25 protein-coding genes, 3 tRNA genes and 1 pseudogene are annotated in these 25,870 nt (G+C 31.3%); 17 read left to right on the forward strand and 12 right to left on the reverse strand.

Going from position 1 to position 25,870, the window contains the following annotated elements:
- Positions 1 to 7: 7 nt before the first annotated feature.
- The 3 genes from SYO3AOP1_RS06085 (at position 8) to SYO3AOP1_RS06095 (ending at position 5,242) form a co-directional block, all read left to right on the forward strand.
- Positions 8 to 3,229 carry a molybdopterin-dependent oxidoreductase gene (locus SYO3AOP1_RS06085; RefSeq protein WP_012459857.1) on the forward strand — a complete coding sequence of 1,074 codons (3,222 nt, stop codon included), beginning with the start codon at positions 8 to 10 and terminating at the stop codon, positions 3,227 to 3,229.
- A gap of 290 nt (positions 3,230 to 3,519) precedes the next feature.
- Positions 3,520 to 4,164 carry a molecular chaperone TorD family protein gene (locus SYO3AOP1_RS06090; protein WP_012459858.1) on the forward strand — a complete coding sequence of 215 codons (645 nt, stop codon included), beginning with the start codon at positions 3,520 to 3,522 and terminating at the stop codon, positions 4,162 to 4,164.
- Positions 4,151 to 5,242 (forward strand): 4Fe-4S binding protein, encoded by a 1,092-nt coding sequence (locus SYO3AOP1_RS06095; RefSeq protein ID WP_012459859.1) that lies wholly within the window; start codon positions 4,151 to 4,153, stop codon positions 5,240 to 5,242. Before SYO3AOP1_RS06090 ends, SYO3AOP1_RS06095 begins: the two co-directional genes overlap by 14 nt.
- Before the next feature lie 299 nt (positions 5,243 to 5,541).
- Here SYO3AOP1_RS06095 and SYO3AOP1_RS09265 read toward each other — a convergent pair.
- A pseudogene (locus tag SYO3AOP1_RS09265) lies at positions 5,542 to 5,976 on the reverse strand (hypothetical protein); the annotation flags it as partial.
- 20 nt (positions 5,977 to 5,996) lie between these two features.
- Here SYO3AOP1_RS09265 and SYO3AOP1_RS06100 point away from each other — a divergent pair.
- The gene (locus SYO3AOP1_RS06100; RefSeq protein ID WP_281340573.1) at positions 5,997 to 6,410 is read left to right on the forward strand and encodes a helix-turn-helix domain-containing protein; all 414 of its coding nucleotides are present in this window, start codon (positions 5,997 to 5,999) and stop codon (positions 6,408 to 6,410) included.
- Here the strand turns inward: SYO3AOP1_RS06100 and SYO3AOP1_RS06105 are convergent.
- On the reverse strand, positions 6,404 to 7,642 hold the full coding sequence (locus SYO3AOP1_RS06105; protein ID WP_012459860.1) for an IS256 family transposase: 1,239 nt from the start codon (positions 7,640 to 7,642) through the stop codon (positions 6,404 to 6,406). The genes SYO3AOP1_RS06100 and SYO3AOP1_RS06105 overlap by 7 nt on opposite strands.
- 112 nt (positions 7,643 to 7,754) lie before the next feature.
- Between SYO3AOP1_RS06105 and SYO3AOP1_RS06110 the strand changes: the two genes are divergently transcribed.
- The 5 genes from SYO3AOP1_RS06110 to SYO3AOP1_RS06130 all read left to right on the forward strand — a co-directional run bounded on the left by SYO3AOP1_RS06110 (position 7,755) and on the right by SYO3AOP1_RS06130 (position 9,894).
- Complete coding sequence (locus SYO3AOP1_RS06110; RefSeq protein WP_281340576.1) at positions 7,755 to 8,426, forward strand: DDE-type integrase/transposase/recombinase; 672 nt, start codon at positions 7,755 to 7,757, stop codon at positions 8,424 to 8,426.
- Positions 8,427 to 8,465: 39 nt separating this feature from the next.
- A tRNA-Val gene (locus tag SYO3AOP1_RS06115) sits at positions 8,466 to 8,539 on the forward strand.
- A gap of 13 nt (positions 8,540 to 8,552) precedes the next feature.
- Positions 8,553 to 8,628: transfer RNA gene (locus SYO3AOP1_RS06120), tRNA-Asp, on the forward strand.
- A gap of 24 nt (positions 8,629 to 8,652) precedes the next feature.
- The gene (locus tag SYO3AOP1_RS06125) at positions 8,653 to 9,447 is read left to right on the forward strand and encodes an IclR family transcriptional regulator (RefSeq protein WP_012459861.1); all 795 of its coding nucleotides are present in this window, start codon (positions 8,653 to 8,655) and stop codon (positions 9,445 to 9,447) included.
- A 374-nt stretch (positions 9,448 to 9,821) separates the two neighbouring features.
- Positions 9,822 to 9,894 (forward strand) — tRNA-Phe (locus SYO3AOP1_RS06130).
- A gap of 5 nt (positions 9,895 to 9,899) precedes the next feature.
- Here SYO3AOP1_RS06130 and folK read toward each other — a convergent pair.
- Genes folK through SYO3AOP1_RS06150 form a run of 4 tightly spaced genes read right to left on the reverse strand, consistent with a single transcriptional unit; the run spans position 9,900 to position 12,075 of the window.
- Complete coding sequence (folK, locus tag SYO3AOP1_RS06135) at positions 9,900 to 10,373, reverse strand: 2-amino-4-hydroxy-6-hydroxymethyldihydropteridine diphosphokinase (RefSeq protein ID WP_012459862.1); 474 nt, start codon at positions 10,371 to 10,373, stop codon at positions 9,900 to 9,902.
- Positions 10,366 to 10,605 (reverse strand): hypothetical protein, encoded by a 240-nt coding sequence (locus SYO3AOP1_RS06140; RefSeq protein WP_012459863.1) that lies wholly within the window; start codon positions 10,603 to 10,605, stop codon positions 10,366 to 10,368. The genes folK and SYO3AOP1_RS06140 overlap by 8 nt, the downstream gene beginning before the upstream one ends.
- A gap of 10 nt (positions 10,606 to 10,615) precedes the next feature.
- Complete coding sequence (locus SYO3AOP1_RS06145; RefSeq protein ID WP_012459864.1) at positions 10,616 to 11,509, reverse strand: tyrosine-type recombinase/integrase; 894 nt, start codon at positions 11,507 to 11,509, stop codon at positions 10,616 to 10,618.
- Positions 11,506 to 12,075, reverse strand: a complete 570-nt coding sequence (locus SYO3AOP1_RS06150) for a UbiX family flavin prenyltransferase (RefSeq protein WP_012459865.1) — start codon at positions 12,073 to 12,075, stop codon at positions 11,506 to 11,508. The genes SYO3AOP1_RS06145 and SYO3AOP1_RS06150 overlap by 4 nt, the downstream gene beginning before the upstream one ends.
- Positions 12,076 to 12,356: 281 nt before the next feature.
- Here SYO3AOP1_RS06150 and SYO3AOP1_RS06155 point away from each other — a divergent pair, with 281 nt between their 5' ends.
- A complete protein-coding gene (locus SYO3AOP1_RS06155; RefSeq protein WP_012459866.1) occupies positions 12,357 to 12,845 on the forward strand; it encodes an HIT domain-containing protein in 489 nt (162 codons plus the stop codon).
- Positions 12,835 to 13,134, forward strand: coding sequence for a LapA family protein (locus SYO3AOP1_RS06160; RefSeq protein WP_012459867.1), 300 nt, complete (start codon positions 12,835 to 12,837; stop codon positions 13,132 to 13,134). Before SYO3AOP1_RS06155 ends, SYO3AOP1_RS06160 begins: the two co-directional genes overlap by 11 nt.
- 104 nt (positions 13,135 to 13,238) lie before the next feature.
- Here SYO3AOP1_RS06160 and SYO3AOP1_RS06165 read toward each other — a convergent pair whose 3' ends face one another.
- Positions 13,239 to 13,886 carry a class I SAM-dependent methyltransferase gene (locus tag SYO3AOP1_RS06165; RefSeq protein ID WP_012459868.1) on the reverse strand — a complete coding sequence of 216 codons (648 nt, stop codon included), beginning with the start codon at positions 13,884 to 13,886 and terminating at the stop codon, positions 13,239 to 13,241.
- A 5-nt stretch (positions 13,887 to 13,891) separates the two neighbouring features.
- Entirely contained in the window at positions 13,892 to 14,452 is a 561-nt protein-coding gene (locus SYO3AOP1_RS06170; RefSeq protein ID WP_012459869.1) for a hypothetical protein, read from the reverse strand.
- A gap of 283 nt (positions 14,453 to 14,735) precedes the next feature.
- Between SYO3AOP1_RS06170 and serS the strand changes: the two genes are divergently transcribed.
- The 6 genes from serS (at position 14,736) to SYO3AOP1_RS06200 (ending at position 21,645) form a co-directional block, all read left to right on the forward strand.
- Positions 14,736 to 15,989 carry a serine--tRNA ligase gene (gene serS, locus SYO3AOP1_RS06175; protein ID WP_012459870.1) on the forward strand — a complete coding sequence of 418 codons (1,254 nt, stop codon included), beginning with the start codon at positions 14,736 to 14,738 and terminating at the stop codon, positions 15,987 to 15,989.
- Between the two features lie 242 nt (positions 15,990 to 16,231).
- Complete coding sequence (locus SYO3AOP1_RS06180; RefSeq protein ID WP_012459871.1) at positions 16,232 to 16,906, forward strand: polysaccharide deacetylase family protein; 675 nt, start codon at positions 16,232 to 16,234, stop codon at positions 16,904 to 16,906.
- Complete coding sequence (locus tag SYO3AOP1_RS06185) at positions 16,888 to 17,991, forward strand: glycosyltransferase family 4 protein (RefSeq protein ID WP_012459872.1); 1,104 nt, start codon at positions 16,888 to 16,890, stop codon at positions 17,989 to 17,991. The genes SYO3AOP1_RS06180 and SYO3AOP1_RS06185 overlap by 19 nt, the downstream gene beginning before the upstream one ends.
- A gap of 4 nt (positions 17,992 to 17,995) precedes the next feature.
- Positions 17,996 to 19,648 carry an ABC transporter ATP-binding protein gene (locus tag SYO3AOP1_RS06190; protein ID WP_281340828.1) on the forward strand — a complete coding sequence of 551 codons (1,653 nt, stop codon included), beginning with the start codon at positions 17,996 to 17,998 and terminating at the stop codon, positions 19,646 to 19,648.
- Complete coding sequence (locus SYO3AOP1_RS06195) at positions 19,623 to 20,693, forward strand: glycosyltransferase (RefSeq protein ID WP_012459874.1); 1,071 nt, start codon at positions 19,623 to 19,625, stop codon at positions 20,691 to 20,693. The genes SYO3AOP1_RS06190 and SYO3AOP1_RS06195 overlap by 26 nt, the downstream gene beginning before the upstream one ends.
- Complete coding sequence (locus tag SYO3AOP1_RS06200) at positions 20,686 to 21,645, forward strand: glycosyltransferase (RefSeq protein WP_012459875.1); 960 nt, start codon at positions 20,686 to 20,688, stop codon at positions 21,643 to 21,645. The genes SYO3AOP1_RS06195 and SYO3AOP1_RS06200 overlap by 8 nt, the downstream gene beginning before the upstream one ends.
- 170 nt (positions 21,646 to 21,815) lie before the next feature.
- Here the strand turns inward: SYO3AOP1_RS06200 and SYO3AOP1_RS06205 are convergent, their stop codons facing one another.
- The 4 genes from SYO3AOP1_RS06205 to SYO3AOP1_RS06220 all read right to left on the reverse strand — a co-directional run bounded on the left by SYO3AOP1_RS06205 (position 21,816) and on the right by SYO3AOP1_RS06220 (position 25,501).
- Entirely contained in the window at positions 21,816 to 22,880 is a 1,065-nt protein-coding gene (locus SYO3AOP1_RS06205) for a glycosyltransferase family 9 protein (protein ID WP_012459876.1), read from the reverse strand.
- Positions 22,864 to 23,991: a citrate synthase gene (locus tag SYO3AOP1_RS06210; RefSeq protein WP_012459877.1), complete on the reverse strand. Its 1,128-nt coding sequence runs from the start codon at positions 23,989 to 23,991 to the stop codon at positions 22,864 to 22,866. Before SYO3AOP1_RS06210 ends, SYO3AOP1_RS06205 begins: the two co-directional genes overlap by 17 nt.
- Before the next feature lie 9 nt (positions 23,992 to 24,000).
- Positions 24,001 to 24,846 (reverse strand): RNA polymerase sigma factor RpoD/SigA, encoded by an 846-nt coding sequence (locus SYO3AOP1_RS06215; protein WP_012459878.1) that lies wholly within the window; start codon positions 24,844 to 24,846, stop codon positions 24,001 to 24,003.
- A 76-nt stretch (positions 24,847 to 24,922) separates the two neighbouring features.
- Positions 24,923 to 25,501 (reverse strand): carbohydrate porin, encoded by a 579-nt coding sequence (locus SYO3AOP1_RS06220; protein ID WP_012459879.1) that lies wholly within the window; start codon positions 25,499 to 25,501, stop codon positions 24,923 to 24,925.
- Positions 25,502 to 25,870: the final 369 nt, after the last annotated feature.

Genomic DNA, 25,870 nt, shown 5'->3' on the forward strand with positions numbered 1-25,870 from the left:
TTAAGAAATGATGAAATTATCAAGAAGAAATTTTATAAAAGGAACAGCGGCAGCAGTTGGTGGAGTAGCTTTAACAAAAGGTATCTTTCAAAAAGTAGATGCAGATAATAAAGTTGCAAACAATGAAGCACTAACATTTGAGCCTATGCATTTAGATTACTACCCACCGTTTGAAAAATGGAACAGCTGGAAAGAGCCAGCAGGTGATTACTGGAAAAAAGAAGGCGGTGCGTTAAGAGATGGTGTTAAGCTTATTGATTATATGATAGTTCCTACTGTTTGTAATAACTGTGAAGCTGCTTGTGGTTTAACAGCCTGGATAGATAAAGAATCCATGGTAGTAAGAAAATTTATGGGTAATCCATTCCATTCAGGTTCAAGAGGTAGAAACTGTGCAAAAGGTTATGCTGCATTAGCTCAGATGTACGACCCAGACAGAATACCATTCCCGTTAAAAAGAGCTCCTGGTAGTAAAAGAGGAGAAAACAAATGGGTAAGAACAACTTGGGAAGAAGCTCTTGAAACAATCGGCAAAAAGATGAGAGAAGTCTTACTAAAAGGTGATGAGATTTCTAAAAAGCAGATCAACTATCAGGTTGGAAGACCTAACGAAGTGAGTTTTAACGTCAAAAGGGTTGTTTGGTCTTGGGGTGTTGATGGCAGAAATTCCCACACAAATGTATGCTCTGCTAACGGAAGATTTGGTGGTATTATTTGCGTAGGTGATGACAGAACATCGCCAGATTTTGCTAATTCTAAATTAGTTCTATTAAACTCATCTCACGCAGCAGATGCGGGACACTATTACCAACAGCATGCCGGATACATAGCAGATGCAAGAGCTAAAGGAGCTAAGTTGGTAGTTGTTGACCCAAGGCTTTCTAACTCTGCCGGAATGGCTGACCTTTGGATTCCTGCATGGCCTGGTACAGAAGCAGCATTATACTTAGCAATTTTAAACAGACTAATCCAGGAAGATAAATTCGATAGAAAATTTGTAGAAAGATGGACAAACTGGAAACAGTTAATGAAAGATAAAGAGTATCTAAATTATCTTAAAGAAAATGGATACATTTCCGAACTTCCAAAAGGCGAAACCTTCGATGATTTTATAGAGCTTTTAAAAGATATGTATAAAGATTACACGTTTGAATGGGCTTCACAAGAATGTAGAATACCTGTTGAAATGATTGATAAACTCTATGAAATGGTAGTTTACGCTGGAAATGCTATTACAAATTACCAATGGAGAGGTCCTGCGGCTGGAAACAGAGGTGGTTGGGTTGTAGGTAGAGCTATGAATATGCTTTTAACGTTTACCGGTTCTATTGGGTCTGTTGGTGGTACAGGATGGCACCACTGGCATCTTATAGATGTCGGTGATAAAGGCGGTGATGCATGCATGGCAGACAAACCAGACCCAGTTAAAGCTTGGAATGAATTACACTGGCCGCCAGAATGGCCGTTGTCTGCTTATGAGCTTAGCTTTATATATCCACATCTTTTGATGGATGATGAGTGGAGAAAGAAATGGCAAGAAAAAGGATTAAAGATACCAGATAAGGTAGAAGTATGGTTTGGAAGAATCTATAACGCTGTATGGATTAACCCAGATGGGTTTAGATGGGTAGAAGCATTAAAAGATGAAAATAAATTTGGTTTAACAGTTTATATGTCTCCAACCTGGGCTGAAACAGCATTCTACTGTGATTATATACTTCCAATGGGATTAGCCGGAGAAAGACATGACCAGCATTCCTCAGAAACAAAACCTGAAAGATGGACAGGATTTAGACAGCCGGTTTTAAGAGTTGCGCTAATGAAAATGGGATGGAAGCCAAACGACCCGGCGAAAGCTACATTAGAAGCACACAAAAAAGTAGGACTTGGTGAAATTTGGGAAGAAAATGAATTTTTCATCAATCTTGCCTTTGCAATAGACCCAGACGGAAGCCTTGGAATAAGAAAATACTGGGAATCAAAACAAAATCCAGGAAAGCCGGTTACAATTGAAGAGTATTACAATGCAGCGTTCTCAAAACTTCCTAAGCTTTCTGAAGTTTGCAAACAGCTTGGCATAACTCCATATGAATATATGAGAGATAGAGGAGCTTGGACGGAAGAGACAAACATCTACTATGTGATGGAAAGACCGTTGCCTTATGACCAAGAAAAAGGTGTTTACAAATATGCAGGGAAAGAAATTCCAAAATCTGCTATTAAGATAGATGAAGAGCTTGGTATTGTTTATGCAGAGGAAGAAGGTAAGAAGCATACAATCGGCGTATACAAGGATGGAAAAATTCTCCAAGGATTCCATACTCCTTCCGGACACATAGAATTTTACTCACCAACGCTAAAAGATTGGAAATGGCCAGAGTATGCAGTTTTATACTATCCAAAAAATAAAGAACAAAGACAAAAGATGATTCATATCGTTACCCACGTGCACCATGACTACATTACAGAAGAGAATGCATTTGTATTAAACCCAATTTACAGACTTCCATACTTAATCCACACAAGAAGTATTAACGCAAAGTGGTTGATGGAAATAGGACAAAACCATAACCCATTATGGATTTATGAAAAAGATGCTAAAAGACTTGGAATCAACAGAGGAGATGCTGTAAAAGTTTGGGTTGTGGATACATTAACAGGCATTAAAACAGGATACTTTGTAGCAATGGCAACACTAACTCAAGCAACAAGACCTGGTGTTGTTGCATGTTCTCACCACAACGGAAGATGGAGACTCGTAAACGAAGTAAAAATAGATGGATTTAAACATCCGCTCGGTGTAATGAGATTAGGTTCTGTGCTTGTTGATATTAAAAATGAAGGCTCTAAATATTTTGTAAGAACAAAAGAGGGTGTAAAACCATTTGAATCATGGCAGTTTCCAGAATTTAACAAAGATACAGAATTAATCTGGTGGAAAGGAACAACGGGAGTATTCCAAAACGCTGTATTCCCTGCGAATCCAGACCCAATAAGCGGTATGCACTGCTGGCACAAAAAGGTATTAATAGAAAAAGCAGGTCCAGAGGATAGAATAGGTGATGTATTTGTGGATATTCAAAAAACATTTGAAGTTTACAAAGCTTGGAGAGATCAATTAACAAGACCAGCACCAGGACCGGGCGGACTTAGAAGACCAAAATGGATGCCAAGACCATGGTTCCCAATAGCAGATGAAGCTTGGAAAATGCCAGGGTCTGAATCTTAATATACTAACCATACACAGGGACAGTCTTAAAGAGGCTGTCCTTATCTTGTTATAATTTAATAGGATACTCCAAAATTTTTGTAAGTTTACCTTTTTGTCATCCTGAGGACGTTAGTCCGAAGGATCTCTTTTTTAAAAGTAGAAAGTGAGTAAATGAATAAGTGAGAGGCAAGAAAGAGAGGAGATTCTTCGCCGGCTGCAGAATGACGATCAAAAGGTTAATTGATTTTTGAAACACTCTCTATAATTTAATACTATAATTTAATATCAAAAAATCCTGTGAGGTAAGTATGGACGATAAAATTCAAGAAAATCAAGGCAGAATAAATATGTACGCTTTTATATCAAGACTTTTAATAGAAGAAGTTGACGAAAACCTTCTTGAAAAAATAAAAAACAATCCTGATTTGTTAGAACTTTTTCCAAACACAAAAGAATGGGAAGGTTTTAAAACAAAATCTACAAAAGAATTAATAGATGAAGATTTAAGCGTTGATTATACGACGGTTTTCATACTAAATGCCTATCCTTATGAATCTGTATTCATGAATGACGAAGGACATATCAACCCAACGCCAACAAATCCAACATTACAATTTTACCTTGAACATGGGTATGAGATAGATTTAAACAAAACCAGAGTACTATCTCCAGACCATATAGCAGTTGAGCTTGAATTTATGATAACTTTAATCCAAGAGCAACTAAAAGCATATTCAATGAACGACCAAGAAGGAGAAAAAAAGGCGCTTAATCTTCAAAAAGAGTTTATGGAAAATCATATACTTCAATGGGCACCAATATATCTTATGGCTGCAAGAGATATGAGCGAAACTCCTTTTTATTATGATGTTTGTCAAATGGCTTTAGATTTTATCATGACAGACTATGAATACATCTTAGAACAATTAGAGGCTGAAAATGTCGGCAAGTAGATTAAACTTTGATATATATTCCTGCGTTAGAGTTTATTACAGATACGCAGACTGTAATAAATGTGTCAATGTATGTCCAACTCAGGCTGTAAATATTGAAAATGACAAAGTTAAAGTAAATTTTGAAAACTGTGTTGAATGTGGAGCCTGCGTTGGAAACTGTCCAACCGAAAGTTATAAACTAAATGGCTTTGACTTAGTAGATTTTTATGTTAAGTTTACAGATTCAGATAAAAAATTCATATCATGTAAAGTAGATTTACCATGCTTGTCAGCACTTGACGAAAACTATCTATTCTCTATTTGTATAGATAAAAATTCAGATTTAATTCTTGATATCGGACATTGCGGTCAATGTCAGATAGGAAAACAGTTAGATATAATTAAACACAATACAGAAAAAGCAAACTATATATTAGAGCAAGCAGGTTTAGATTATAGAGTAAAATTAGAAGATATAAAATTTGAGAAAGAAGAAAAGCAAGAAAATAAAAGAAGGTCTTTTTTAAAGATGTTTGCAAAACAGACGGCAGCCTTAGCTTTCTGGGCTGTTGAAGATAAATTAGAGCAGATAGTTGAAAATACAGAAGAAGAGGAAGAAAAACCTTACAAAAACATTGTAAGCGAGAAAGTCATCCCAGAAAAAAGAAAGATTTTATACACAACTCTATCAAAGATAGGCCCAACAGACAAATGCTTTGAAGTAGAAAAAATTGAATTTTCATCAGATAAATGGATTGATAACTCTAAATGTACAAACTGTTCAATTTGTTATAACGTTTGTCCAACAGGAGCTTTAACACCTGATGATAGCAAATTAAAAGTTTTGTTTAGTCCTACTTTATGTATTAAATGCAGAATTTGTCACGATGTATGCCCGGAAAAATGTATCCATTTAGAAGAAAAACTATACTTAGAAGACTTTATTTCAGGAAAATATAAAGTGTTAGCAGAGCATGTGATGATTCCGTGCAGTGAATGTTTAGTCCCTTTCTCATATAAAGGTGATACAACAGTCTGTCCAAGATGCAGACAGCTTGAAGATGAACTTAGAGATTTACTAAAAATTGGAGATTAGGTAAAGTGATAAAGTGAGAGTGTTCTGAAATTTTTGTGAATTATAGAATGTATATGTAAATATAACTTTACTTTTTCTCGTCATCGTATATTAAATATACCAAAAATTTTTTTTAACTATAAGAGAATAAGATTTTATAATAACTACAGGCATGGGAGAAAAAAAGGAAGGACAGATCAAGTTATTGTCATTGGTCTTTTAAGACCGCTGTAGGATGTTTTAACTGCCCTTCCTCTACTTCCTACAACCTAAATAAGAACATTAGGCTTTTAAAGCTTGTATTAAAACACGATGATAAGTTACAGGAAGTTTTCTCTCATGTCAAATATTTTATAGAGACTGTTCCAAAAATCAAAAAAACTTCTTCTCAAAATTAAGAATTCTGATAAAATAAACAAAAATACATAAGTTAAAATCGTGTAGAAATTCCAAAGAATAGTCCAAGCAATAGCTAACTTCTTAGCCATATCCTTTGATAACTGTCTCAATGAATGCTTTATTTTCATTCTAAATGTTTCCTTTATCTTTATAGCAGGAATAAGTCCAATGTCTAAGATTTTTTGTATTATGCTTATTAAAGTCTAAACCCTTATCAGCTATAAAAGATAATCCTTTGATAAAATCTACTTTGTTTAATATCTGATTTAACATCTTTATTTCACTTGCATAGGCTTTACCTGTTTCACACCCTAAAGTTAACGCTTTACCTTATTATCTACTGCTATAATAACCTTATGAAAATCGGGGGATAAAGATGAAAAAGAGAATAGGAACATCTACCTACATTCAGAGAATTAATACACTTGAAAGAAAGCTTTTAAAACAAGTAAAAGAATTAGATGATGTTATGGAAAAACATCCAGAAATAATCTTTAGATTGCAAGTAGTAGAATTTGCTTTAAAACATTCAGTGAAGGTTGCAGTTGAAGCTTTTGGTGTATCAAAATCTACCATATACAGATGGATTAAAGAGTATGAAAGCAGTAATAACAATCCTGTATCTCTTAAAAATCGTTATATATCAAAAAAAGGAATGAAATTAGAAAAATTACAAAAAATAACAGAAAAACATAAACAATTAGTTTTAGAAATAAGAAAGAAACATCCTAAGCTTGGGAAAGAAAAAATAAAGGTTTTACTTGATAAACTCTGTGAGACTTGTCAATAATTTTGTGTCTGGATTGAAAACTTTTTATTAAACAATTGTAAAATTTCATAAGAGACTCCTTTAAAAGCAGGTATAGGCTTTTTCCATTTTCCATTCTTTAAATTGTCTCTTTGTATAAGCAGATTTATCTCAAGAATGTCCACAGATTGAAAATATCCACCTAAATTTATTCTTACCTTTTCTATCATGCTATTAACACTTTCAACTGGATTTGTTGTGTATATGTGCTTTCTTAGATTTTCTGGATATTTTAAAAAACATAAGTATCTCTCTTTGTTAGATTGAATATGTTTTATAAAGCTTGGATATTTAGACTTAAATCTACCGCATAAATCATCTAATTTTTCTAATCCATCTTCATAATCTAAGCTGTTTTCTTTTATGTTTTTCAGTTCTTTGTTAAATACTTGTGAATCTTCTTTATCCATCTGATTTCTAACGTTTCTTTGTAAATGGACTAAACATAGCTGATGGTCTGTAAAAGGAAACAGTGTTTCTATGGCTTTTGTTATCCCAGGAAAATCATCACTTACTATAAGCATTACCCTTTTTAGTCCTCTATCTATTAAATCATTGAATACTTTTATCCAGTCTGCTTTGTTTTCACTACTGAAAAATGTGTAAAATCCAAATATATCTTTATTTCCTTGTAAATCTATTCCAAGAACTACATAGACAGAAGCCTTTCTGATTTTGTTTTTCTCTTTTATATCACAGTGATATGCGTCTATATACAGTACAAATGCATCCGATGGAAGCTCTCTTGTTTTAAAATCATTAAGTCTTTCTATAAGCTCTTTTTTGATTTTATCCATATGTTGTTTTGAGTAGTTTAAGCCCAAGCTTTTTAATGTAGAATCTATCTTGCTTTCTGAGTATCCATTGGATACTAAACTCATAAGAAGGTTTATGTAATCTTCATTAACTCTTTTGTAAGGGTCAGGTAATATTTGTGGTCTAAATCTACCCTTTCTATCTCTTGGGACATTTATGTTAAGCTTGAAAGAACCAGTATTTAGGCTTCTTTCATAATATCCGTTTGCTTTGTTGTCTTCATCATTTTCAAGGAAGAAATTTCTTTCCTGATTCATAATTAGTTCCACAACAGATTCTAAAAGCTTTCTTATACCTATCTTTTCTTCTTGAGTTGTTATACCGTTTGGAAAAAGTTCTTTTACTAATTCTTCGGTAGATCTGTCTAATATTTTTTCAAAGTATTCTTTCTTATCCATTACTACTCCTCCTTATAATTTTATTTAGACACAACATTATTTTAACTCCCAACTCTGTAAGCAGCACAATATTCCTACGATATCTGCAAGTTCAATTGGAAATATAATAAAAATGCTTAAAGAGGAAAGGAAGTTAAATCATGAGTACGCCAGGCAAAGAATCTCAATCAACGGAAGAACTGGAAAGCTAATAGTGAAAGAAGATAAAAAGAAAACAAAGAAAGATAGATATAAAGACAAAAAACCAACAAAACCAGGAGAATTGGTACAAATAGATACAAAGCATGAATATATAAATGGTAGAAAAGTTTATATATTTGTAGCCAAGGATGTAAAAACAAGAATCTCTTTTACTTTTGCATATGACAGGCTAAACAGTAAAAACGCAAAGGACTTTTTAGAGAAATTAATAAAAGCAATACCATTTGAGATAAAAGGTATACAAACAGATAATGGCAGTGAATTCTTAGGCGAGTTTACAAAAGCATTAAAGAAAAAAGATATAAAACATTATTTTAACTATCCAAGATATCCAAAAGGACAAGCATATGTAGAGAGAATGAATAGGACATTACAGGATGAATTTATCATGTACTACGAAGATTATGAATTAAAAGATGTTTATGAGTTTAATAAAAAAATGATGGAGTATATGCTATGGTATAACATAGAAAGACCTCATCATAGTTTAAACAAAAAATCACCTATTGCATACTTTTGTGATATTATAAATTCAAGAAAATCGGAATTTTCCCAAACTGGTATGACCTATACAAGCAGTTGACAAGAATAAAAAAATTATATATAATATTATCTCAATGTTGGGCGGTTAGCTCAGATGGCCAGAGCACCTCCCTTACAAGGAGGGGGTCAGAGGTTCGACTCCTCTACCGCCCATTAAAAAGTGAACGGAGCCGTAGTTCAGCCTGGCCTAGAACGCCTGCCTGTCACGCAGGAGGTCGTGGGTTCGAATCCCATCGGCTCCGCTTTAATACAAAAGAAGGTATAAAATGCATCGCAAGAGGGAAAAATCAGACTATATAGTTCAAAACGTAGATTTAGCCTTTGATATTTTATTTTACATAGCCAGAAGGCAATATACAAAACTTAAAGATTTAGAGGAAAAATTTCAAACAAATTACACAAATCTTGAAAAAATCTTAGAAGTCCTTATAATCCGTGGTTATTTAGATTACAATAAAAGAAAGAAAATATATTCTTTAGGAATAAAAAACTTTGAACTCGGTCATTCATATATTTCTCACACTGAAATTAGAAAACAAGCAAGACCTTTTTTACAAAAATTGTCTGAAGAGTTTCAAGAAAACGTATATCTTGCAACACGTAGCGGATATGAAATTGTATATATAGATTCTTACGAAATTCCAAGAAGTGTAGTAGTTAAATCAAGGGTTGGAAGATTGCTCCCAATGTACGCATCAGCTTCTGGAAAAGTACATCTTGCATTTATGGATAAAGAAGATATAGAAGAATTTTTTAGAGAAGTAAAATTAGAGAAATTTACTGAAAATACAATAACAGATAAAAACCTTCTATTAAAAGAATTAGAAGAAGTTAGAAGAAATGGGTATGCCATAGATAATGAAGAGTGGGAAAAAGAAGTTAGATGCATCTCTGTTCCAGTCAGGGATTATACTGGTGATGTTGTGGCAGCAATAACGTTATCTGCTCCTGCGTTTAGAATGCCTTTTAATTTAGTTCATGGAAAAATGAAGGATAGTTTTAAACAGGCTTCTCAAGAGCTATCGGAAAAGCTTGGATATTCAAAAGAAATTCAACTTTAGAAACTTTATCTAATTGCTCGAAATGATGTTCTTTTTTATTGTTAGCCCCAGGACTTTAATCTGAAGGATTTCTGTCAACCTTATTCAAGGATGTTTCAATATTTTTGTAAGTTCGCCTTTCCTCGTCATCCTGAGGATGTAAGTCCGAAGGATCTCTTTTTTGATTTTTTGACTTGAAAAGAAAAAGAGGTGATTCTTCACCGGCTGCAGAACGACAGTGTGGATTTTTAGAATAGCCTAACCTTATTCTGTCATCCTGTATCTAAGATAAGGATCTAATAATTTATAATTTTTAAACTTCCCCGAATTAATGTAACCTATACAACCCTCTTGCAAAAAATTTAAAATTGATATATAATTTTTATCTCTGAGTTGGCCAGGTAGCTCAGTCGGTAGAGCATGCGGCTGAAAACCGCAGTGTCGGCGGTTCGATTCCGCCCTTGGCCACTTCTTTATAAAACTCCAATTACAGAATTTTCCATAAACTCTTTTAAATCAGAAACTCTCTTATTTAAAACAGGATGAAAAAGTTTTGGATTTAATTCTATCAATGGTAATAAAACAAAATCTCTTTCATGAAGTCTTGGATGGGGTATGTTTAACTTATCACTTTTAAAGACTAAATCGTTATAAAAAAGTATATCTATATCAATTTCTCTTGGACCCCAATGGAATCTGTATACTCTTCCTGCGTTTTTCTCAACATCTTTTATAAAATTAAATAATTCTTCCGGGCTTAAATCGGTTTTTCCATATAAAACCATATTATAAAAATCAGGTTGGTCAGTATAACCTACAGCTTTTGATATGTAAATTTTAGATTTTTTTAAGATTTGAATTTTTTCAGATAATAATTCTATAGCTTTGTTTAGATTTAAGAGTCTATCTCCTACATTACTTCCAAGTCCTAAATAAACTTCATTCATTATTCTCTTTAAAGCCTTCTTTTTCTCTTTGAACTTGTTCTTGATTTTTCTTAACAAACCATAGAGCTCCAGCAGTCATAAGAATAACACCTACAATAACTATTAATCCTTCAACGATTGAGTTGGTATTACAAAATACACCAAAAGATGAGTACGGGTCGCACTGTTTTAAATCTGAGATATCTAACGGATTTTTTTCTTCAGCTAAAAATTTTAAAAAGAATTTTTCCATTTTATAGACCTCACAAATCTATATTTTCTGATAAGGCTTTAGTTGCTTTTAAAAGCTGCTTTTGACCAACTTTTGCGTATCTTGCAGTTGTTACAGGTGAAGCATGACCTAAAAGTTCTTGTATAACTCTAAGTTCTGCTCCGGAAGATAATGCCATTGTTGCAGCTGTATGCCTTAGCTTGTGTGGATGTAATGTAATAGCCAATTTTTTACCTATATTTTTAATCTTTCTCCAAAGAAGATGGTAAGAAATCGGGAAAATATATTCATTATCATCTAAAAACTCATTGATACTTTTTAAATATTGGACTAAAATTTCTAAAGGTTTGCCGGTTATAGGAACTTCCCTTTCCTTATCTCCTTTACCGACCACTCTTATGTATGCAATATCTCCCTCTTTGACTTCACCTTCTATTAGTCTGTCAATAGAAAATGTTTGACCGTTTCTTTCAACGATAATATTAGATTTTTTAATGCTTAAAAGTTCAGAAGACCTTAAACCTGTGGTCAAAAATAAAACTACGATAGCCTTATCTTGGATACTGTCTAAAGCATCTATTAATTTTTTTACTTCTTCGTTTGACAAAGCAGACGGAATTTTTTGAGAAACTTTTGGTCTGTGGGATTTGGTTATAGGCGAAGAGCTAACCAATTCTAGATCCATTAAATATTGAAATAATGAATTAATAGAAGCAAGTTTTCTTGCTATGGTTGAAGATTTTCTATTTTGCATCTGTAAAGTCATTCTAAATTTAGCAATATCTGCTTTTGTGATTTCATTTATATTTTTATCTCCAACTATTTTAATAAATTGATTAAAATCAACTCTGTAATTTTTTACAGTATTTGGCGATTTGTCTGCCATGTAAGATAAAAATAAATTACAACATTCAGAGACTTTCATTCAGTCCACCTTTTAAAAAGATTATGCCTTATATCAAAACTATCTAATATTTTACCAACCACAAAGTTAATCATGTCATCCAAGGTTTTTGGCTTATGATAAAATCCCGGAGACGCTGAAGCAACAATCCCGCCGGCTAACATTACTTTTTTCATATTTTCAACATGAATTAAAGAAAATGGCATTTCTCTTACAAGTAAATAAAGCCTTTTTCTTTCTTTTAGAGCAACATCACAGACCCTTTGAATAAGATTTGTACTAATGCCATTTGCAACTGCTGCCAACGTATCCATAGAACATGGAGCTATTATAACACCTTCTGTTTTTACAAGTTGAGAGCCGCTTGATATTGGTGCTGCAATATTTTTATTATCAAAAATTTCAACATTTTTTGGAAGCTTCTCTACAAACTCTGATTTAGTTATTCCTTCTTCCTTTTCCATGACTATAAAAGCAGATTCAGAAACTATCAAGTAAACATAATTTTCTTTAGCCAGTTCTTCCACTAATCTTTTCCCGTATATAAAGCCACTTGCTCCAGTTATTCCAACTATGAATTTTTTCATAATCTGATTTTATCATAACTGATGTAAAATATGTATAGGTCAAAAAGTATTGAAAAATAGATGATAGATTTAGAAATATAAATTAAGATTCTTTGCTCAGCTAAAATGTTAGAAATAATAGTTGACGAGAAGATAATGGATTCTTGAGCAATTCATGAATTGCACGGACATAATAAGTGAAGAGTAACTAGAAGCGATTAGTGAATCACCGTTATATATCACACATTACCTAAACTAACATGACTTATATATAATATTTTAAGGTACAAAGGAGGATTAAAATGGAAAGGTTATACTCACCTTGGAGGTCTCAATATATAGAGGGTCTTGAAAAGTCAGAAGGTTGTTTTTTGTGTAAAGCCTATCAAGAAAATAATGACGAGAAAAATCTTTTACTGTATAGAGGTGAAAGGGCTTTTGTTATATTAAATCTATTTCCATACAATGCAGGTCATTTAATGGTATGTCCTAATGAACATATTGGAGATTTTACTGTTTTAGATGATAAAACTCTGTATGAAATTTCTTTATTAACAAAGGATATGGTTAAACTTTTGAAAAAAGTTTTAAAACCAGATGGATTTAATATTGGCTACAATCTTGGAAGGGCAGCAGGAGCAGGTCTTGAAACTCATATTCATAATCATATAGTTCCAAGATGGGTTGGAGACACAAATTTTATGCCTGTTTTGGGAGAGGTAAGAGTTATCTCTCAAGATTTAAAAGAAAAATATTATAAATTAAAAGAAGGATTAAAAGATGTTAAGTAAAATTAGACTCATTTTATGGTTATTTATTCTGTTATTAACAGGATACTTTGTAGCAATGAATAATATCTCTGTTACTGTTAATTTACTTCCAGGTTATCAAACAGTACCACTTCCTTTGTCTATAATTATTCTTATGAGTATTATTGTTGGAGCTATACTTGCTATTTTAATAGCATTTGGAGATTGGATTAGATTTAAGATTGAAATTTCAAGATTAAAAAAACAGCTTGAAATTTGTGAAAAAGAAAAAGAAAGCTTAAAAATGAATTCTTCAAAAGAGTCTGAGTAATTGTATAAGTCAAAAGAAGTACAGGGAAGTGTATAAGCTGTGGGTAAGGAATTTAAGAAAAAAAGAGATTCTTCGTCGGCTTCAGAAGGTGAGAAAGTGATAAGTTATAACCTCTCAGCAGATATAACAACAAAACTTCCTTCGCCATATCCTTCTTTTGGCATTTCTACTTCTTTAAATTCTTCTTTTGGCTTAAAAATCGTTTGATAAAATTTAAAATTTCCAAAACCATATTTTTCTAACATTTTGACAATTTCATCAACAGAATAAAAATTAGCGTATTTATAAAATAAATGTCCTTGCTTTTTCTTTTCAAGATAAAACTGACCTAAACGGCTATTTTTATCTATGATTCCAATAATTAGTTTTCCGCCAATTTTTAATACTCTTTTAGCTTCTTTTATAACTTTTTCAGGATTTCTTACAAAGCAAATTGTTATGATAATGGCTACAAAATCAAATTCCTCATCATTAAACGGTAATTTTTCACCATAACCTAAAAATGTTTTAATTCCTCTTTTTTGAGCAATTTTTAACATTTCTTCCGATGGGTCTATTCCATACTCAATGCCTAAAACCGCAGCAAATCTGCCCGATCCTACTCCTATTTCAAGTCCTTTCTTACCTTGAGGAATAGCTTTCTTAAGAGCTTCTATTTCAGAAAGATAGACATATTTGTTTTTTTCATACCATTTATCATAATTTTTAATATGCTTATTAAAAACTTCTTGTATTTGTGAATAATTTTCCATATTTATTAAAAAGAAATATCTTCATCATCAATATCATCAAGAGACTCAAAATCTATATCGTCGTTGTCTACAAAATTAAAAGCATCAGATAAAACTATTCCGGTGCTTTGATTGATTATATGGTACATCTTCTTACTTAATCTATCTATGGCGTTCCTTAACACATTAACTTCCTCTTTCTCTGCTTCACAGTCTTGAACTTTTACTTTTATGTAGCTATCTCTGTAAAAACTATCTCCAAAAGATTGGATTTCATAAGAATATATTTCTAACTTAATAAAAAATTCATTTAAACAGTAAGATTCGTTCATTAATGCTGTTAAATGTTCAAGTTCCTTCTTCATCTTATTTTTCACTTCATTTGCAATTAAATCTATTAGTAAATATTCTTTTGGAGTTTTTACTTCAGCGATTTCTATATCCAAATTATAATCATCGTTTATAAATACTTTATATTCTATATCTACTTGGTCAAAATAAATAGAGTCTTTTGTTTTTAATTGATTAATAATGTCTTCTACAACTGATCTTTTTAGCATATCTTCTAAAATTTGATATTTACTCATGCAATACTCCTTAAAAAACTTGTAAACTATTTTAATACAAACACGTCGGTGAGAAATTCAATAAAAGTAGGAGATTCTTCGCTTCGCTCAGAATGACAACTTTACTTTCGTAAGGGCGATTCATGAATCGCCCCTACTCTTCCACTTTTCCACTTTATTTTTCATCCTGAGGACGTAAGTCCGAAGGATCTCCTCTTTAAATTCTATGAAATTCCCAATTTCTCACCGAGATTTAGAGTTATAATATATACTTTTAAATCACAAAGTAAAGCCGGAGGAAGTAATGATTGATATAAAACTTCTTAGAGAAAATCCTGATTTTGTAAAAGAAAGATTAAAAACAAGAGATGAAAGTTATCTAAAACTTATAGATAGACTTTTAGAAATAGATGAAGAAAGGAGAAAAATAATAAAAGAAATAGAAAGTTTAAGAGCTGAAAGAAATGAAAAATCTAAGCTTTTTCCGATCTTAAAGAAGGAAGGTAAAGACACAACAGAAATACAGCAAAGAGTAAAACAGATTGGAGAGATAATAAAGAATTTAGAAGATAAACTTCAAGAAATTGAAAATGAGTTTAATAATATCCTTTACTACATTCCAAACTTACCTGCACCTGATGTTCCTATTGGAAAAGACGAAAATGATAATGTTGAAATAAGAAGATGGGGAAAGCCAAGAAAGTTTGATTTTGAGCCGTTATCTCATTATGAGATTGGAGAAAGGCTTGGTATTTTAGATTTTGAAAGGGGAGCTAAGCTTTCAGGTTCAAGATTTACAGTAATGTTTAAAGAAGCTGCAAGATTAGAAAGAGCTTTAATAAACTTTATGCTTGATGTTCACACAAAACAGCATGGATATACAGAAGTATGGACTCCTGCATTGGTAAAACCGGAAATCTTATTTGGAACAGGACAACTTCCAAAATTTAAAGATGATTTATACAAAATAGAAGATGAAGATTTATATCTAATACCAACAGCAGAGGTTACATTGACAAATCTTCATGCAGATGAAATACTAAACGAAGAAGATTTACCAAAGTATTACACAGCATATACTCCATGTTTTAGAAAAGAAGCAGGTTCTCATGGAAAAGATGTAAAAGGAATTCTCAGACAGCATCAGTTTGATAAAGTTGAGCTTGTGAAAATCGTTAAGCCCGAGGACTCTTATAATGAGCTTGAAAAACTTGTAAATGAAGCAGAAAAAATTCTCCAACTGTTAGAAATACCTTACAGGGTTGTTTTATTATGCACGGGAGACATGGGTTTTTCTGCTGCAAAGACCTATGATATTGAAGTTTGGATACCATCTCAAAATAGATACAGAGAGATATCTTCCTGTTCCAACACAGAAGATTTTCAAGCAAGAAGGGCTAAGATTAGGTACAAAGATAAAGACGGAAAAAATCACTATGTACATACATTAAACGGTTCAGGTTTAGCAGTCGGAAGAACGTTAATAGCCATAATGGAAAACTACCAAAAACCTGACGGAACCTTTGAAATTCCGAAAGTTTTGAAGGATTACTTATAAACTATGTGTCAGGTGTTAAATTTTACACTTTGTTCTCATGATGATAAAAAATTTATAAGTGGTTTCATTCTGCAGCCGGCGAAGAATCTCTTTTTTCACTTTTTAAAACAGGAAATCCTTCGGTTTTACAGCTTCAGGACGACAGATAAGGTAATAATTCACTACTCTAAGCAAAGAATCTCTTACTTTCTTGAATTTTTTGAAGGTCTTATTACAATTGATTTAGTATCGGAGTAATTTTTATGAAAATCTTTATGTATCACAACATAGACATACCACCAAAAGAGGCTAAATTAAAATCATTATATGTTAAACCAAACAAATTTGAAACACAGTTAAAAGTCTTAAAAAAATTTGGATACAACTTTGTGAAAACAGAAGACCTTGAAAACTATCCAAAAAAATCTATTTTACTAACATTTGATGATGGTTTTAAGGATTTTTACGATAATGCTTTTCCAATAATTAAAAAATACAACGCTAATGCTATTGTTTTTGTCCCTGCTGGATTGGTAGACACTTTTAACCAATGGGATTACGAAAAGTTAAACGTAAGAAAAAAATTAATGAACTGGGAAGAGATAAAAATAATTCATAAAGAAGGCATTGAAATAGGCTCTCACACATTGACGCATCCATTTTTGACAAAAATACCAAAAGAAATGGCAAAAATAGAGATTCAAGACTCAAAGAAAATGTTAGAAGATATGCTATCAACAGAGATAACATGTTTTTGCTATCCATACGGAGACTATAACGAGACTATTAGAGATTTAGTTATAGAAGCAGGTTATAAATATGCTTTTACAACAAAAGAAGGAAGTTTAGAACAAAGCGATAATTTTTATGAGATAAAACGAATAATGATTTCAGGATTTTACTCATTGCCAAAGGTTCTATGGAAAACAATAATATAAAAATTCTATGGATTAATGCAAATCCAAATCCAAATCCCGGTGGAACAGAGCAGCATTCTATTGACTTTATTAATGCATTAGAAAAGATAGACAATCTTACAATCTATAAAGCGGTTGCAAAAGGAAGCTTTGTAGACAAAAATACATCAGATAAAAATAAATTCTACATAACTTTAAAGTCTGAATTTTCACCAATAAACACGATAAAACTAATAAGATTAGCAAAAAAATTAAAGCCTGACTTTGTGATTGGAAACAACGGCAATGAATATATAAACACTTTTTTAGCCGGAAAACTCTCCGGAAGTAAAATTATCCTTTTTAGACATATGCTAAACTATCAGCCGTTTTTCATAAAAAAGTTTATACTTCCAAAGGTAGATAAGATTTTTGCAGTCAGTCATGCAAGTAAATTAAGACTTATGAAAGATGGAATAGCAGAAAATAAAATCACGGTTTTATACAACTTTATTGACGAAGAAAAGTTTTACTACTCGGAATTTGAAAAACAGCAAGTTAGACAGCAGCTAATGATAAGTCCAAATGAAAAAGTTATAACATTTATTGGAAAGGTCGCTGAGGGTAAAGGTATTTTTGACTTTATAGAAGTGTCTAAGCTTCTTGCCAAAAAGTATGATAATTTAAAATTTTTGATAATTGGAGATGGAAAAGAGCTTCCAATAGCAAAAGAGATGATAAAAGAGTATGGACTGTCCGATAAATACATAATAACAGGATATACAAACAAACCTGAGTATTTTTTAAAAGCTTCTGATTTTGTACTTGTATTATCAAAAGGAGAAGAAAGCTTTGGAAGGACTGTTGTAGAAGGCTTTGCAGTCAAGAGCTTGGTCGTCGTTTATGATGTAGAAAATTTAAAATATTTAGTGGAAGATTTTAAAACTGGTTTGGTAGCAGAAATAGGAAATTATAAACAAGTATTTGATAAATTAGACAAAGTTTTATCAGATGAGAATTTGTATAAAACAATTGTTGAAAATGGTTATAACGAGTTTAAAAACAAATACACAAAAAAGATAATTTTAGAAAAATTTTTAAAGGAGTTACAAAATTTTAGCAGTTAAGTTTATATATGAAAACTTTAAAAAGTATAAGCTACTTCTTTTTTTAGCACTCATCGGAAGTATTGTAGAAGCTGGAGCTTTAGCGGGCTTAACCTTCATAGTCAAAGATGTTATAGATAAAGTCTTTATAGAAAAAGATTTAAACAAACTTAAACTAATCATTCTTGTACTTTTACTGCTAGTAATCATCAAACAGATTGGATTTATCTTTAAAGAGTACATGTATCCACTGGCACTTTATAAAGTGATGAAAAATCTTCGGGAAAATATCTTTAAAAAAATCTTAAATGCAGATATGTCTTTTTTCTTTGGAAAGCAGTATGGAGAAATACTAAGTAGGACCACAAATGATATAGAAGCTTTTAAATCTGCAATGATTTTAATCGGCGTAGATTTTTTCACTCAACTATTTACAGTGATTGCAATGGTTGGAGTTTTGATTTATAGAGATTGGAAGCTATTTTTAATCTTTTTATTTGCAACACCACTTTTTGCAATTTCATTTAACTACTTTGGAGAAAAAAGAAAAAAATACTCTCAAAGAGTTCAAGAATCAGCAGGAGAGTACACACAGTTTATAAATCAGCTTTTGTATGGTCTTGAGACAATAAAACTTTTTAGCAAAGAGAAAATATTATCAGTTTTTGAATCTATAAATGAAAGATTTTTTAAAAATCAAAGAAAAAACGCACTCTATGATGTATTTTTCTTATCATCTATAGAGATAGCTTCATACTTAGCAGCTGGCGGGATTATATTCTACGGTGGAGTAAGAATAATAAACGGAGAGCTAACAACAGGAGGCCTTTTCTCATTTTTATCTGCTTTGCTGATTTTGGTAAACTCTTCTCAAATTCTACAAAGAGGATTGATACAGATAAAAGCGGTGAATCCTGTTATAGAAAGAATAAAATTTTTACTTGATATGCCACAGGAAAAAGAAGATGGTATAGAATTTAAAGGTTTAAAAGAAAAGATAGAGTATAAAAATGTTAGCTTAAAAATAAACGAAAATAAAATACTTGAAGATGTAAATGTATTGATAAGGAAAGGTCAAAAAGTTGGGATTATTGGTCAAACAGGTTCTGGAAAAAGTAGTTTTGTAAAGCTTTTATACGGAGTTTTTAGAAATTACGAAGGAAAGATACTTTTAGATGATACAGATTTGAAAGAGTATAACATTAAAACAGTAAGAGATAAAATTGCGGTCATTACCCAAGATGTGTTTATTTTTAATGACACGATAGAGAACAATTTAAAAATTACAAAACCTGATGCAACAGAAGAAGAAATAATAAACGCTCTGAAGAAAGCTAAAGCAGATTTTGTTTTTAGATTAAAAGATACAGTAAAGACGGTAATAGGCGAAAGAGGAAGCAGTCTATCAGGGGGAGAAAGACAAAGGCTTGCAATAGCAAGAATCTTTCTAAAAAATCCTGATATTATTATCATAGACGAAGGCACTTCCGCATTAGATGAGGAGACAGAGAAGTATGTAATGGAAGAGATTTACTCTCATTTTCATGATAAAACAATCTTGATAATAGCACATAGATTAAAGACTTTAGAAAAATGTGATGTGTTTATAGTGTTTGAAAATGGAAAAGTGAAGGAGATAAGGGATAGTTTAAATGCTAAGGATAGCACATGTAGTTAACACTTTATCCGGCGGGGGAGCAGAAAGGGTAGCAGTTAGCGTTTATAACTGTCTAAAAGAGAAATATAAAAATGAATTTATCATAGCTAAAAACATAGTTAAATTAAACGTAAATTTTAAACCAACGATAATTTTCAACAAAAAGCCACTACTTCCATCATTTCTATATGAAAAGCTATTGTTATACAAGCTAAAAGAAGTCTTAAAAGATTTTGATGTGGTAATTTCACATCTAAGAGATATGAACACAAGATTGTCTTATCTAAAATCAAAAAATTTATTAAAACCTAAATTGATAATTGTTGAGCATGTTCCTGCGGAATTATATTCAGAAAAAGAGAAAAGGATTATAAAAAAGTATTATAAATACGCTGATTTAATAGTAGCAGTTTCAGATAAGGTTAGAGATGATTTGATAGAATACTTTAATTTAGAGCCAAACAAAATCCAAGTGATTTATAACGGCGTTGATATAGAATCAGTTGTCAAATTATCTAATGCATTTCAAACTACATTAGACAAGCCTTGTATAGTATCAGCTGGAAGGTTAAGCATAGATAAAGATTTTGAAACTTTAATAAAAGGTGTATGTCATTTAAATACAAAACCTTTTTTATATATACTTGGAGAAGGAAGTAAAAGAAAGGATTTAGAAAATCTAATCAAAAGCTTAAAATTAAAAGATAAAGTTTTTTTAGTTGGCTTTATAGAAAATCCATTTCCTTATATTAAAAATTGCGATATATATATCACATCATCTATAAGAGAATCATTTTCTATGTCAACTTTAGAAGCAATGGCTTTAGGAAAGCCTGTTATTAGTACAAATGTTGTTCCATTTGTAAAGGATAATTTTAATAGCCTTGTTTTTAAGCCAAAGGATTATACTACACTTGCAAATCATATAGATACACTTTTATCTAATGAAAAGCTAAGAGAGTTTTTATCTAAAAATGCCCATGAGACAGCAAAAGAGCTTTCTATTGATAGCATGTGTAGAGAATACAAAAATTTAATAGAGAGGTTTAAAGTGGAGAATGTATGAAAAAGAATTGGTAAGCATTGTAGTGCCATCTTTCAATCATGGAAAGTATATAGATAAAACTATCAAAAGCGTAATGAATCAGACATATGAAAATATTGAGCTTATAGTTATAGATGATAAATCTTCTGATAATTCCATTGATATTATTAAATCCTTGGAATCTGACATAAAAAACAGGTTTGACAACTATCAATTTATTTTTAAGGATACTAATTTAGGACTAACAGACTCTTTAAACAAAGGTTTATACTTGGCAAAAGGAAAGTATTTTACTTATATTCAATCTGACGATGTTATGCATAAAGATAAAATTTATTTAAGCGTAGAAACGTTTAAAAAGCTCAGTGATGATTACTCTTTTATATTTTCCGATGTGTTTTTTATAGACGAGGAAGATAGTCTAACTTATTATATATCAGAAGGAAAAAAGTTTGATACTTGGATGAAATTGATGAGATACCACTATCCTTGGTTAAACAGTAAAGATATTTGCCGCTATAGGTTTTTAATACGGGGAAATTTTATTCCTGCAATGGGAAATTTTTTTAGAAAAAGATGGCTTGAAAAAGTAAACGGGTGGAGTGAATTTCTTTACTACAAAGATAAAAAATTAAAGTTCATTAACGAAGACTATCCTATGTGGCTAAAATTATCAAAGGTATCAAAATTTTATTTTTTAGATAATCAGTTAGCTTATTTCAGAATTCATAAGAAAAATACAAGTACAACAAGAGCAAAAGATTCAAATATTGAAGTTTTATATCTAATACTAAATGAGTATGAATACTGTAAAGAAAATGGTTATATAAAAGACTTAGAAATTAATCTTTTTAAATACTTGAAAAGAGCAAAAATAAGTCTTAAAGAAAAAGTAAAAATTCTAACAGAATACAATTTATCGAAAGATTTTATAAAATGGCGTTTAAGAAAGAGTGTTCCAAAATTCTCGTAAGCTTACCTTCCTGTGTCATCCTGAGGACTTTAGTCCGAAGGATCTCATCTTTTGATTTTTTTAATTTGAAAAGAAAAATGAGATTCTTCACCGGCTGCAGAATGGCGATGTGGATTTTTGCAAGCAGTATCACTTAACAAAAGATTTTACAAGTTATAAGATGGCGTAGATTATCCCATATTTAAACTATACAAATAATCTAAATCCTTTTCTAACTGATTAAAGTCTGGTGGATTGACTAATCTGCAAATGGTCCAAGGGTTATGATGATAGTGTGGAGTATTTTCAAAGTTAAACAAAGCTAAGTTTGGTTTTTTTAAAGCTACCGCTATATGATATGGTCCGCTATCGCTTGATATAACAATCCTTCCTGCATTTATTGCCCCGACAGACTCTGTTATCGTTGTCTCTCCTGCTATATCAAAAATAGTAATTTCTTTATGTTTTAAACTAAATTTTTTTATAAAATCTTGATTTATGTCTTTCTCAAATTTTGCACCGATTAAAACAGGGATTAAACCGTACTTTTCATAAGCTTTTAATATTAAAAATTCATAAATGCTAAAATCCGGTCTTTTTGGGATAGCATCTTCAGTACCGCAACCTATATTTACAATCAAAATTTCTTGATTTTCAGACAATCCTAAGCTTTTTCTCAAATTTTCTCTAAATTTTATAGCTTCTTCTGTCTCTTTAATTTCTATTTGAATATCCCCTCTTTCTATACCAAGTCTATCCAAAACAACAAAATCTCTATTAGTATAATTTAAAACACTCATGTTATGCTTTTTCATAAATTTCTTTACAGAGTCTGCATGATAGGTGTATAAAAGACCTCTTGGAAAAACTTCATTTATTCCTAAGGTAGGAATTTTGTATTTTAACCTTCCAATCAATGAAACTATCGTTGTCTCTAAACCATAAGGTTCAAAGTCTATGATAAAGTCAGGTTTAACATCGCTTATAATTTCATCTGCTAATTTTATCGCCTTTTTAAAATATTTAACACTATTAAAGTACTCTTTGTTTATAGTGTGAAAGCTTGATAATAAATGATGTTTTTTTATAAGCTCTTCTGAAGGATAGCCTGGGTGGTTTGTGATAAATAATAAATGAAGGTTTGCATCAGGACTTTTATTTTTTATAGCTTTCCAAGCTGCTGAACTTCTTAAAATATCTCCTATTCCGGCGCTATGGGACTTTAAAAGTAGAATGTTTTTAAACTTTTCTATCATTGTATTTTTTATCTATTTCTCCGATGTATATCTCTGTCGGTCTTATAAGTTTGTTGTCTGTTATATATTCCTTCCAATGGGCAAGCCATCCGCTTACTCTTGCTAATGCAAACAATGAAGTGTACATATCTTCGCCAAATCCAAGATATTTATATACTAAGCCTGAATAAAAATCTACGTTTGGATACACACCTTTATGTGATAGTTTTTCTAAAACATACTTTTCAACTTCTTGGGCGATGGAGTATAGATTTCTTAGCTCTTCATCTTTGATTTCTAAATTTTCTAATATTTTTTTAAGAAGTTTTGCTCTTGGGTCGTAGGTTTTATAAATTCTGTGCCCAAAGCCGGGAATTTTTTTCTTGCTTTCAAGTTTTTCATCTATATATTTTTTGACGTTTTGTAAGCTTTCTATTTCTTTAAACATTTTTATAACGTCTTCATTTGCTCCACCGTGTAATGGTCCTGACAAAGCACCGATAGCAGAAGATATAACAGTAAATGGGTCAGCCAAGGTAGAGCCAACAACAATGGCTGCAAAAGTGGATGCGTTCATGCTATGCTCTGCATGAAGAATTAAGCATTTTTCAAGAATTTCAACCTTTTCCTTAGTTGGTTTTTGTCCAAAATACATGTATAGAAAATTTTCTACATAATCAAAATCCGGATTTGGTTCTAATGGATTATCGCCGTTTCTAATTCTATTCCAATTTGCTATTATCAAAGGGATTTTTGCTAAAAGCTTTACGATGGATAGATATTGATAATCTTCATTTAAGACATTTTCTTTTTTATAAAACATTCCAAGACAAGATACGACAGATTGCAAGACTTCTATCGGATGTGCCTTTTCTGGAAAGTTTTTCATCACATCAATAATCCGAAATTTTAATCTGCTGTGAAGTTTAATATCTTTTTTAAAATTTTCATACTCGGCTTTAGATGGTAAATCTCCAAAAATTAAAAGATAGACAGTTTCTAAATATTTTGATTTTTCGAATAATTCTTCTACATCATATCCTCTGTATATAAGCTTTCCATTTTTTCCATCAAGCAAGCAAATTTTTGTATAAGCTACAGGTACATCTGCCAATCCGGGTATTATATCCATAACTAAGCCTTATGATAAGAAATCTTTTAAATGCTTTTTTAAAGCGACAGCTTTCAACTTTTTTAATGCTCTTTGTTCTAACTGTCTGACTCTTTCTCTTGATATTCCGAGCTTTTCTCCTACTTCTTCCAAAGTCTTTGGCTCTTCCCCATCTAATCCGTATCTCATTTTTATAATTTCTTTTTCCCTTTCATCTAAAACATCTAACATACTTTCCAATTCTTTATGAATTGTCTCTTCTATCAACTCTTTCTCGATATCTTCTGTTCCTTTTTTAGACAAAACATCTAATAAAGTAAAATCTTCTTCACCACCTTCACCAAGTGGCATATCAAGCGAAATTGGTAATCTAACTATTGATAGTGCATTTTTTACTTTTTTAACAGACGTATTTAATCTTTTTGCGATTTCTTCTTCCGTAGGTTCTCTTCCAAGCTCTTCTTTTAATTTTTCATAAGTTTCTTTAACTTTTGCTATAAATAATGACTCTTTAACCGGTATTCTAACTGCTCCTGTTTGTTGGAATATTGTTTGCATTATTGCTTGCCTGATCCACCAAACAGCGTAAGATATAAATTTAACATTTTTATCCGGGTCAAATCTTTTTGCAGCTTCAATCAATCCTAAGTTGCCTGCAGCTATTAAGTCAGTTAAAGGTACACCCCAACCCATAAAGTTTTTAGCTATGCTCACAACAAATCTTAAATTTCCTTCAACAAGTTTCTTTAAAGCTTCTTTATCCCCTTGTTTAGCTCTTATGGCAAGCTCTTTTTCTTCTTCAGGAGAAAGCATAGGATGCTTTCCCATCTGTTGCATATATAATTGTAATGTTGTCAATTCATCTTGTTCAGCCATAGGTATTTACCTCTAAGTTTACAGTTTGCCTAATTATTCACCTTAAAATAAAATTTATCAATGATTTTTCTCAAATTCAGTTTAAAAATTCTATACTACCATCAGAAAATTCAACTTTATTAAACTTAAGCTCTACTTTAATTTCGTTTAAGCTTGCATCTTTAACATATCTTAAATTTGGCTTATCATCTTCATAGATAATTTCTAATGTCTTTCTAAAGGTTTCTCCCGGTCTAATTTTGTTGGTTTTTAGTATATCTAATGGTTTATAAACTTTTATAGGTTGAACTAACAGCTCGTTTCCATTTTTATCATAAACAATAAGGTTTCCATAAATCACATCTACATCTTTTTTAAAATTGCTTGTAATGTTAAAAACAAACAGTATCTTATCGTCTCTATCATAAAGTTTATTCTCGCCTTTATGGAATTTTTTTTCTAATAAAACATATTCAACTGCCGGCTTATTTTCATTTAGAAGTATAGATTCTTTTTGTTTATTTTGAATGATAGGTCTGCCTTCCAACTGGTTAAGTCTGTCTTCGAGCTGTTTAACTTTTTGTTCAAGTTGATTTACCCTATCTTCTAAGCTGTTAGCTGTTGAAAAATATGCTACTGTTAAGACGCTTAAAAAGATGGCAGTTGCTTTTTTCATTGTCTTTCTCCGTTTTGAAATAGGTTTTAAAGATAAGTATATCATATTTTAGTATCTTATCTCATATGTTAAAGAGTGTTCCAAAATTCTCGTAAGCTTACATTTTTTGTCATCGTATATTAAATATACTAAAAATTTTTTAAACTATAAGAGAATAAGTTTTATAATAATTATAGACATGGGAGAAAAAAAGAAGGACAGATCAAGTTTCTGTCATTGGTCTTTTAAGACCGATCAGGATGTTTTAGACTGTCCTTCCTCTACTTCCTAAAACCTGAATCAGAACATTAGGCTTTTAAGCCTGTATTTAACTACGATGATAGGTTATCAGGAAGTTTCTTTCATGTCAAGTATTTTATGAAAGGAGGT

It is taken from the genome of Sulfurihydrogenibium sp. YO3AOP1 (genome assembly GCF_000020325.1).
Taxonomy (GTDB): Bacteria; Aquificota; Aquificia; order Aquificales; family Hydrogenothermaceae; genus Sulfurihydrogenibium.

Excerpts from the sequence above, each read along its gene's own strand:
- SYO3AOP1_RS06150 (WP_012459865.1), bottom strand. The coding sequence starts at position 12,075 with ATGAAAAAATTCATAGTTGGAATAACTGGAGCAAGTGGCTTTATATAC.
- SYO3AOP1_RS06140 (WP_012459863.1), bottom strand. The coding sequence starts at position 10,605 with ATGGAAAAATTCTTTTTAAAATTTTTAGCTGAAGAAAAAAATCCGTTA.
- SYO3AOP1_RS06200 (WP_012459875.1), top strand. The coding sequence starts at position 20,686 with ATGTATGAAAAAGAATTGGTAAGCATTGTAGTGCCATCTTTCAATCAT.
- SYO3AOP1_RS06155 (WP_012459866.1), top strand. The coding sequence starts at position 12,357 with ATGGAAAGGTTATACTCACCTTGGAGGTCTCAATATATAGAGGGTCTT.
- SYO3AOP1_RS06215 (WP_012459878.1), bottom strand. The coding sequence starts at position 24,846 with ATGGCTGAACAAGATGAATTGACAACATTACAATTATATATGCAACAG.
- SYO3AOP1_RS06105 (WP_012459860.1), bottom strand. The coding sequence starts at position 7,642 with ATGGATAAGAAAGAATACTTTGAAAAAATATTAGACAGATCTACCGAA.
- SYO3AOP1_RS06170 (WP_012459869.1), bottom strand. The coding sequence starts at position 14,452 with ATGAGTAAATATCAAATTTTAGAAGATATGCTAAAAAGATCAGTTGTA.
- SYO3AOP1_RS06125 (WP_012459861.1), top strand. The coding sequence starts at position 8,653 with ATGCATCGCAAGAGGGAAAAATCAGACTATATAGTTCAAAACGTAGAT.
- SYO3AOP1_RS06185 (WP_012459872.1), top strand. The coding sequence starts at position 16,888 with ATGGAAAACAATAATATAAAAATTCTATGGATTAATGCAAATCCAAAT.
- SYO3AOP1_RS06165 (WP_012459868.1), bottom strand. The coding sequence starts at position 13,886 with ATGGAAAATTATTCACAAATACAAGAAGTTTTTAATAAGCATATTAAA.
- SYO3AOP1_RS06145 (WP_012459864.1), bottom strand. The coding sequence starts at position 11,509 with ATGAAAGTCTCTGAATGTTGTAATTTATTTTTATCTTACATGGCAGAC.
- SYO3AOP1_RS06180 (WP_012459871.1), top strand. The coding sequence starts at position 16,232 with ATGAAAATCTTTATGTATCACAACATAGACATACCACCAAAAGAGGCT.
- SYO3AOP1_RS06090 (WP_012459858.1), top strand. The coding sequence starts at position 3,520 with ATGGACGATAAAATTCAAGAAAATCAAGGCAGAATAAATATGTACGCT.
- SYO3AOP1_RS06100 (WP_281340573.1), top strand. The coding sequence starts at position 5,997 with ATGAAAAAGAGAATAGGAACATCTACCTACATTCAGAGAATTAATACA.
- serS (WP_012459870.1), top strand. The coding sequence starts at position 14,736 with ATGATTGATATAAAACTTCTTAGAGAAAATCCTGATTTTGTAAAAGAA.
- folK (WP_012459862.1), bottom strand. The coding sequence starts at position 10,373 with ATGAATGAAGTTTATTTAGGACTTGGAAGTAATGTAGGAGATAGACTC.
- SYO3AOP1_RS06205 (WP_012459876.1), bottom strand. The coding sequence starts at position 22,880 with ATGATAGAAAAGTTTAAAAACATTCTACTTTTAAAGTCCCATAGCGCC.
- SYO3AOP1_RS06195 (WP_012459874.1), top strand. The coding sequence starts at position 19,623 with ATGCTAAGGATAGCACATGTAGTTAACACTTTATCCGGCGGGGGAGCA.
- SYO3AOP1_RS06085 (WP_012459857.1), top strand. The coding sequence starts at position 8 with ATGATGAAATTATCAAGAAGAAATTTTATAAAAGGAACAGCGGCAGCA.
- SYO3AOP1_RS06160 (WP_012459867.1), top strand. The coding sequence starts at position 12,835 with ATGTTAAGTAAAATTAGACTCATTTTATGGTTATTTATTCTGTTATTA.
- SYO3AOP1_RS06220 (WP_012459879.1), bottom strand. The coding sequence starts at position 25,501 with ATGAAAAAAGCAACTGCCATCTTTTTAAGCGTCTTAACAGTAGCATAT.
- SYO3AOP1_RS06110 (WP_281340576.1), top strand. The coding sequence starts at position 7,755 with ATGCTTAAAGAGGAAAGGAAGTTAAATCATGAGTACGCCAGGCAAAGA.
- SYO3AOP1_RS06095 (WP_012459859.1), top strand. The coding sequence starts at position 4,151 with ATGTCGGCAAGTAGATTAAACTTTGATATATATTCCTGCGTTAGAGTT.
- SYO3AOP1_RS06210 (WP_012459877.1), bottom strand. The coding sequence starts at position 23,991 with ATGGATATAATACCCGGATTGGCAGATGTACCTGTAGCTTATACAAAA.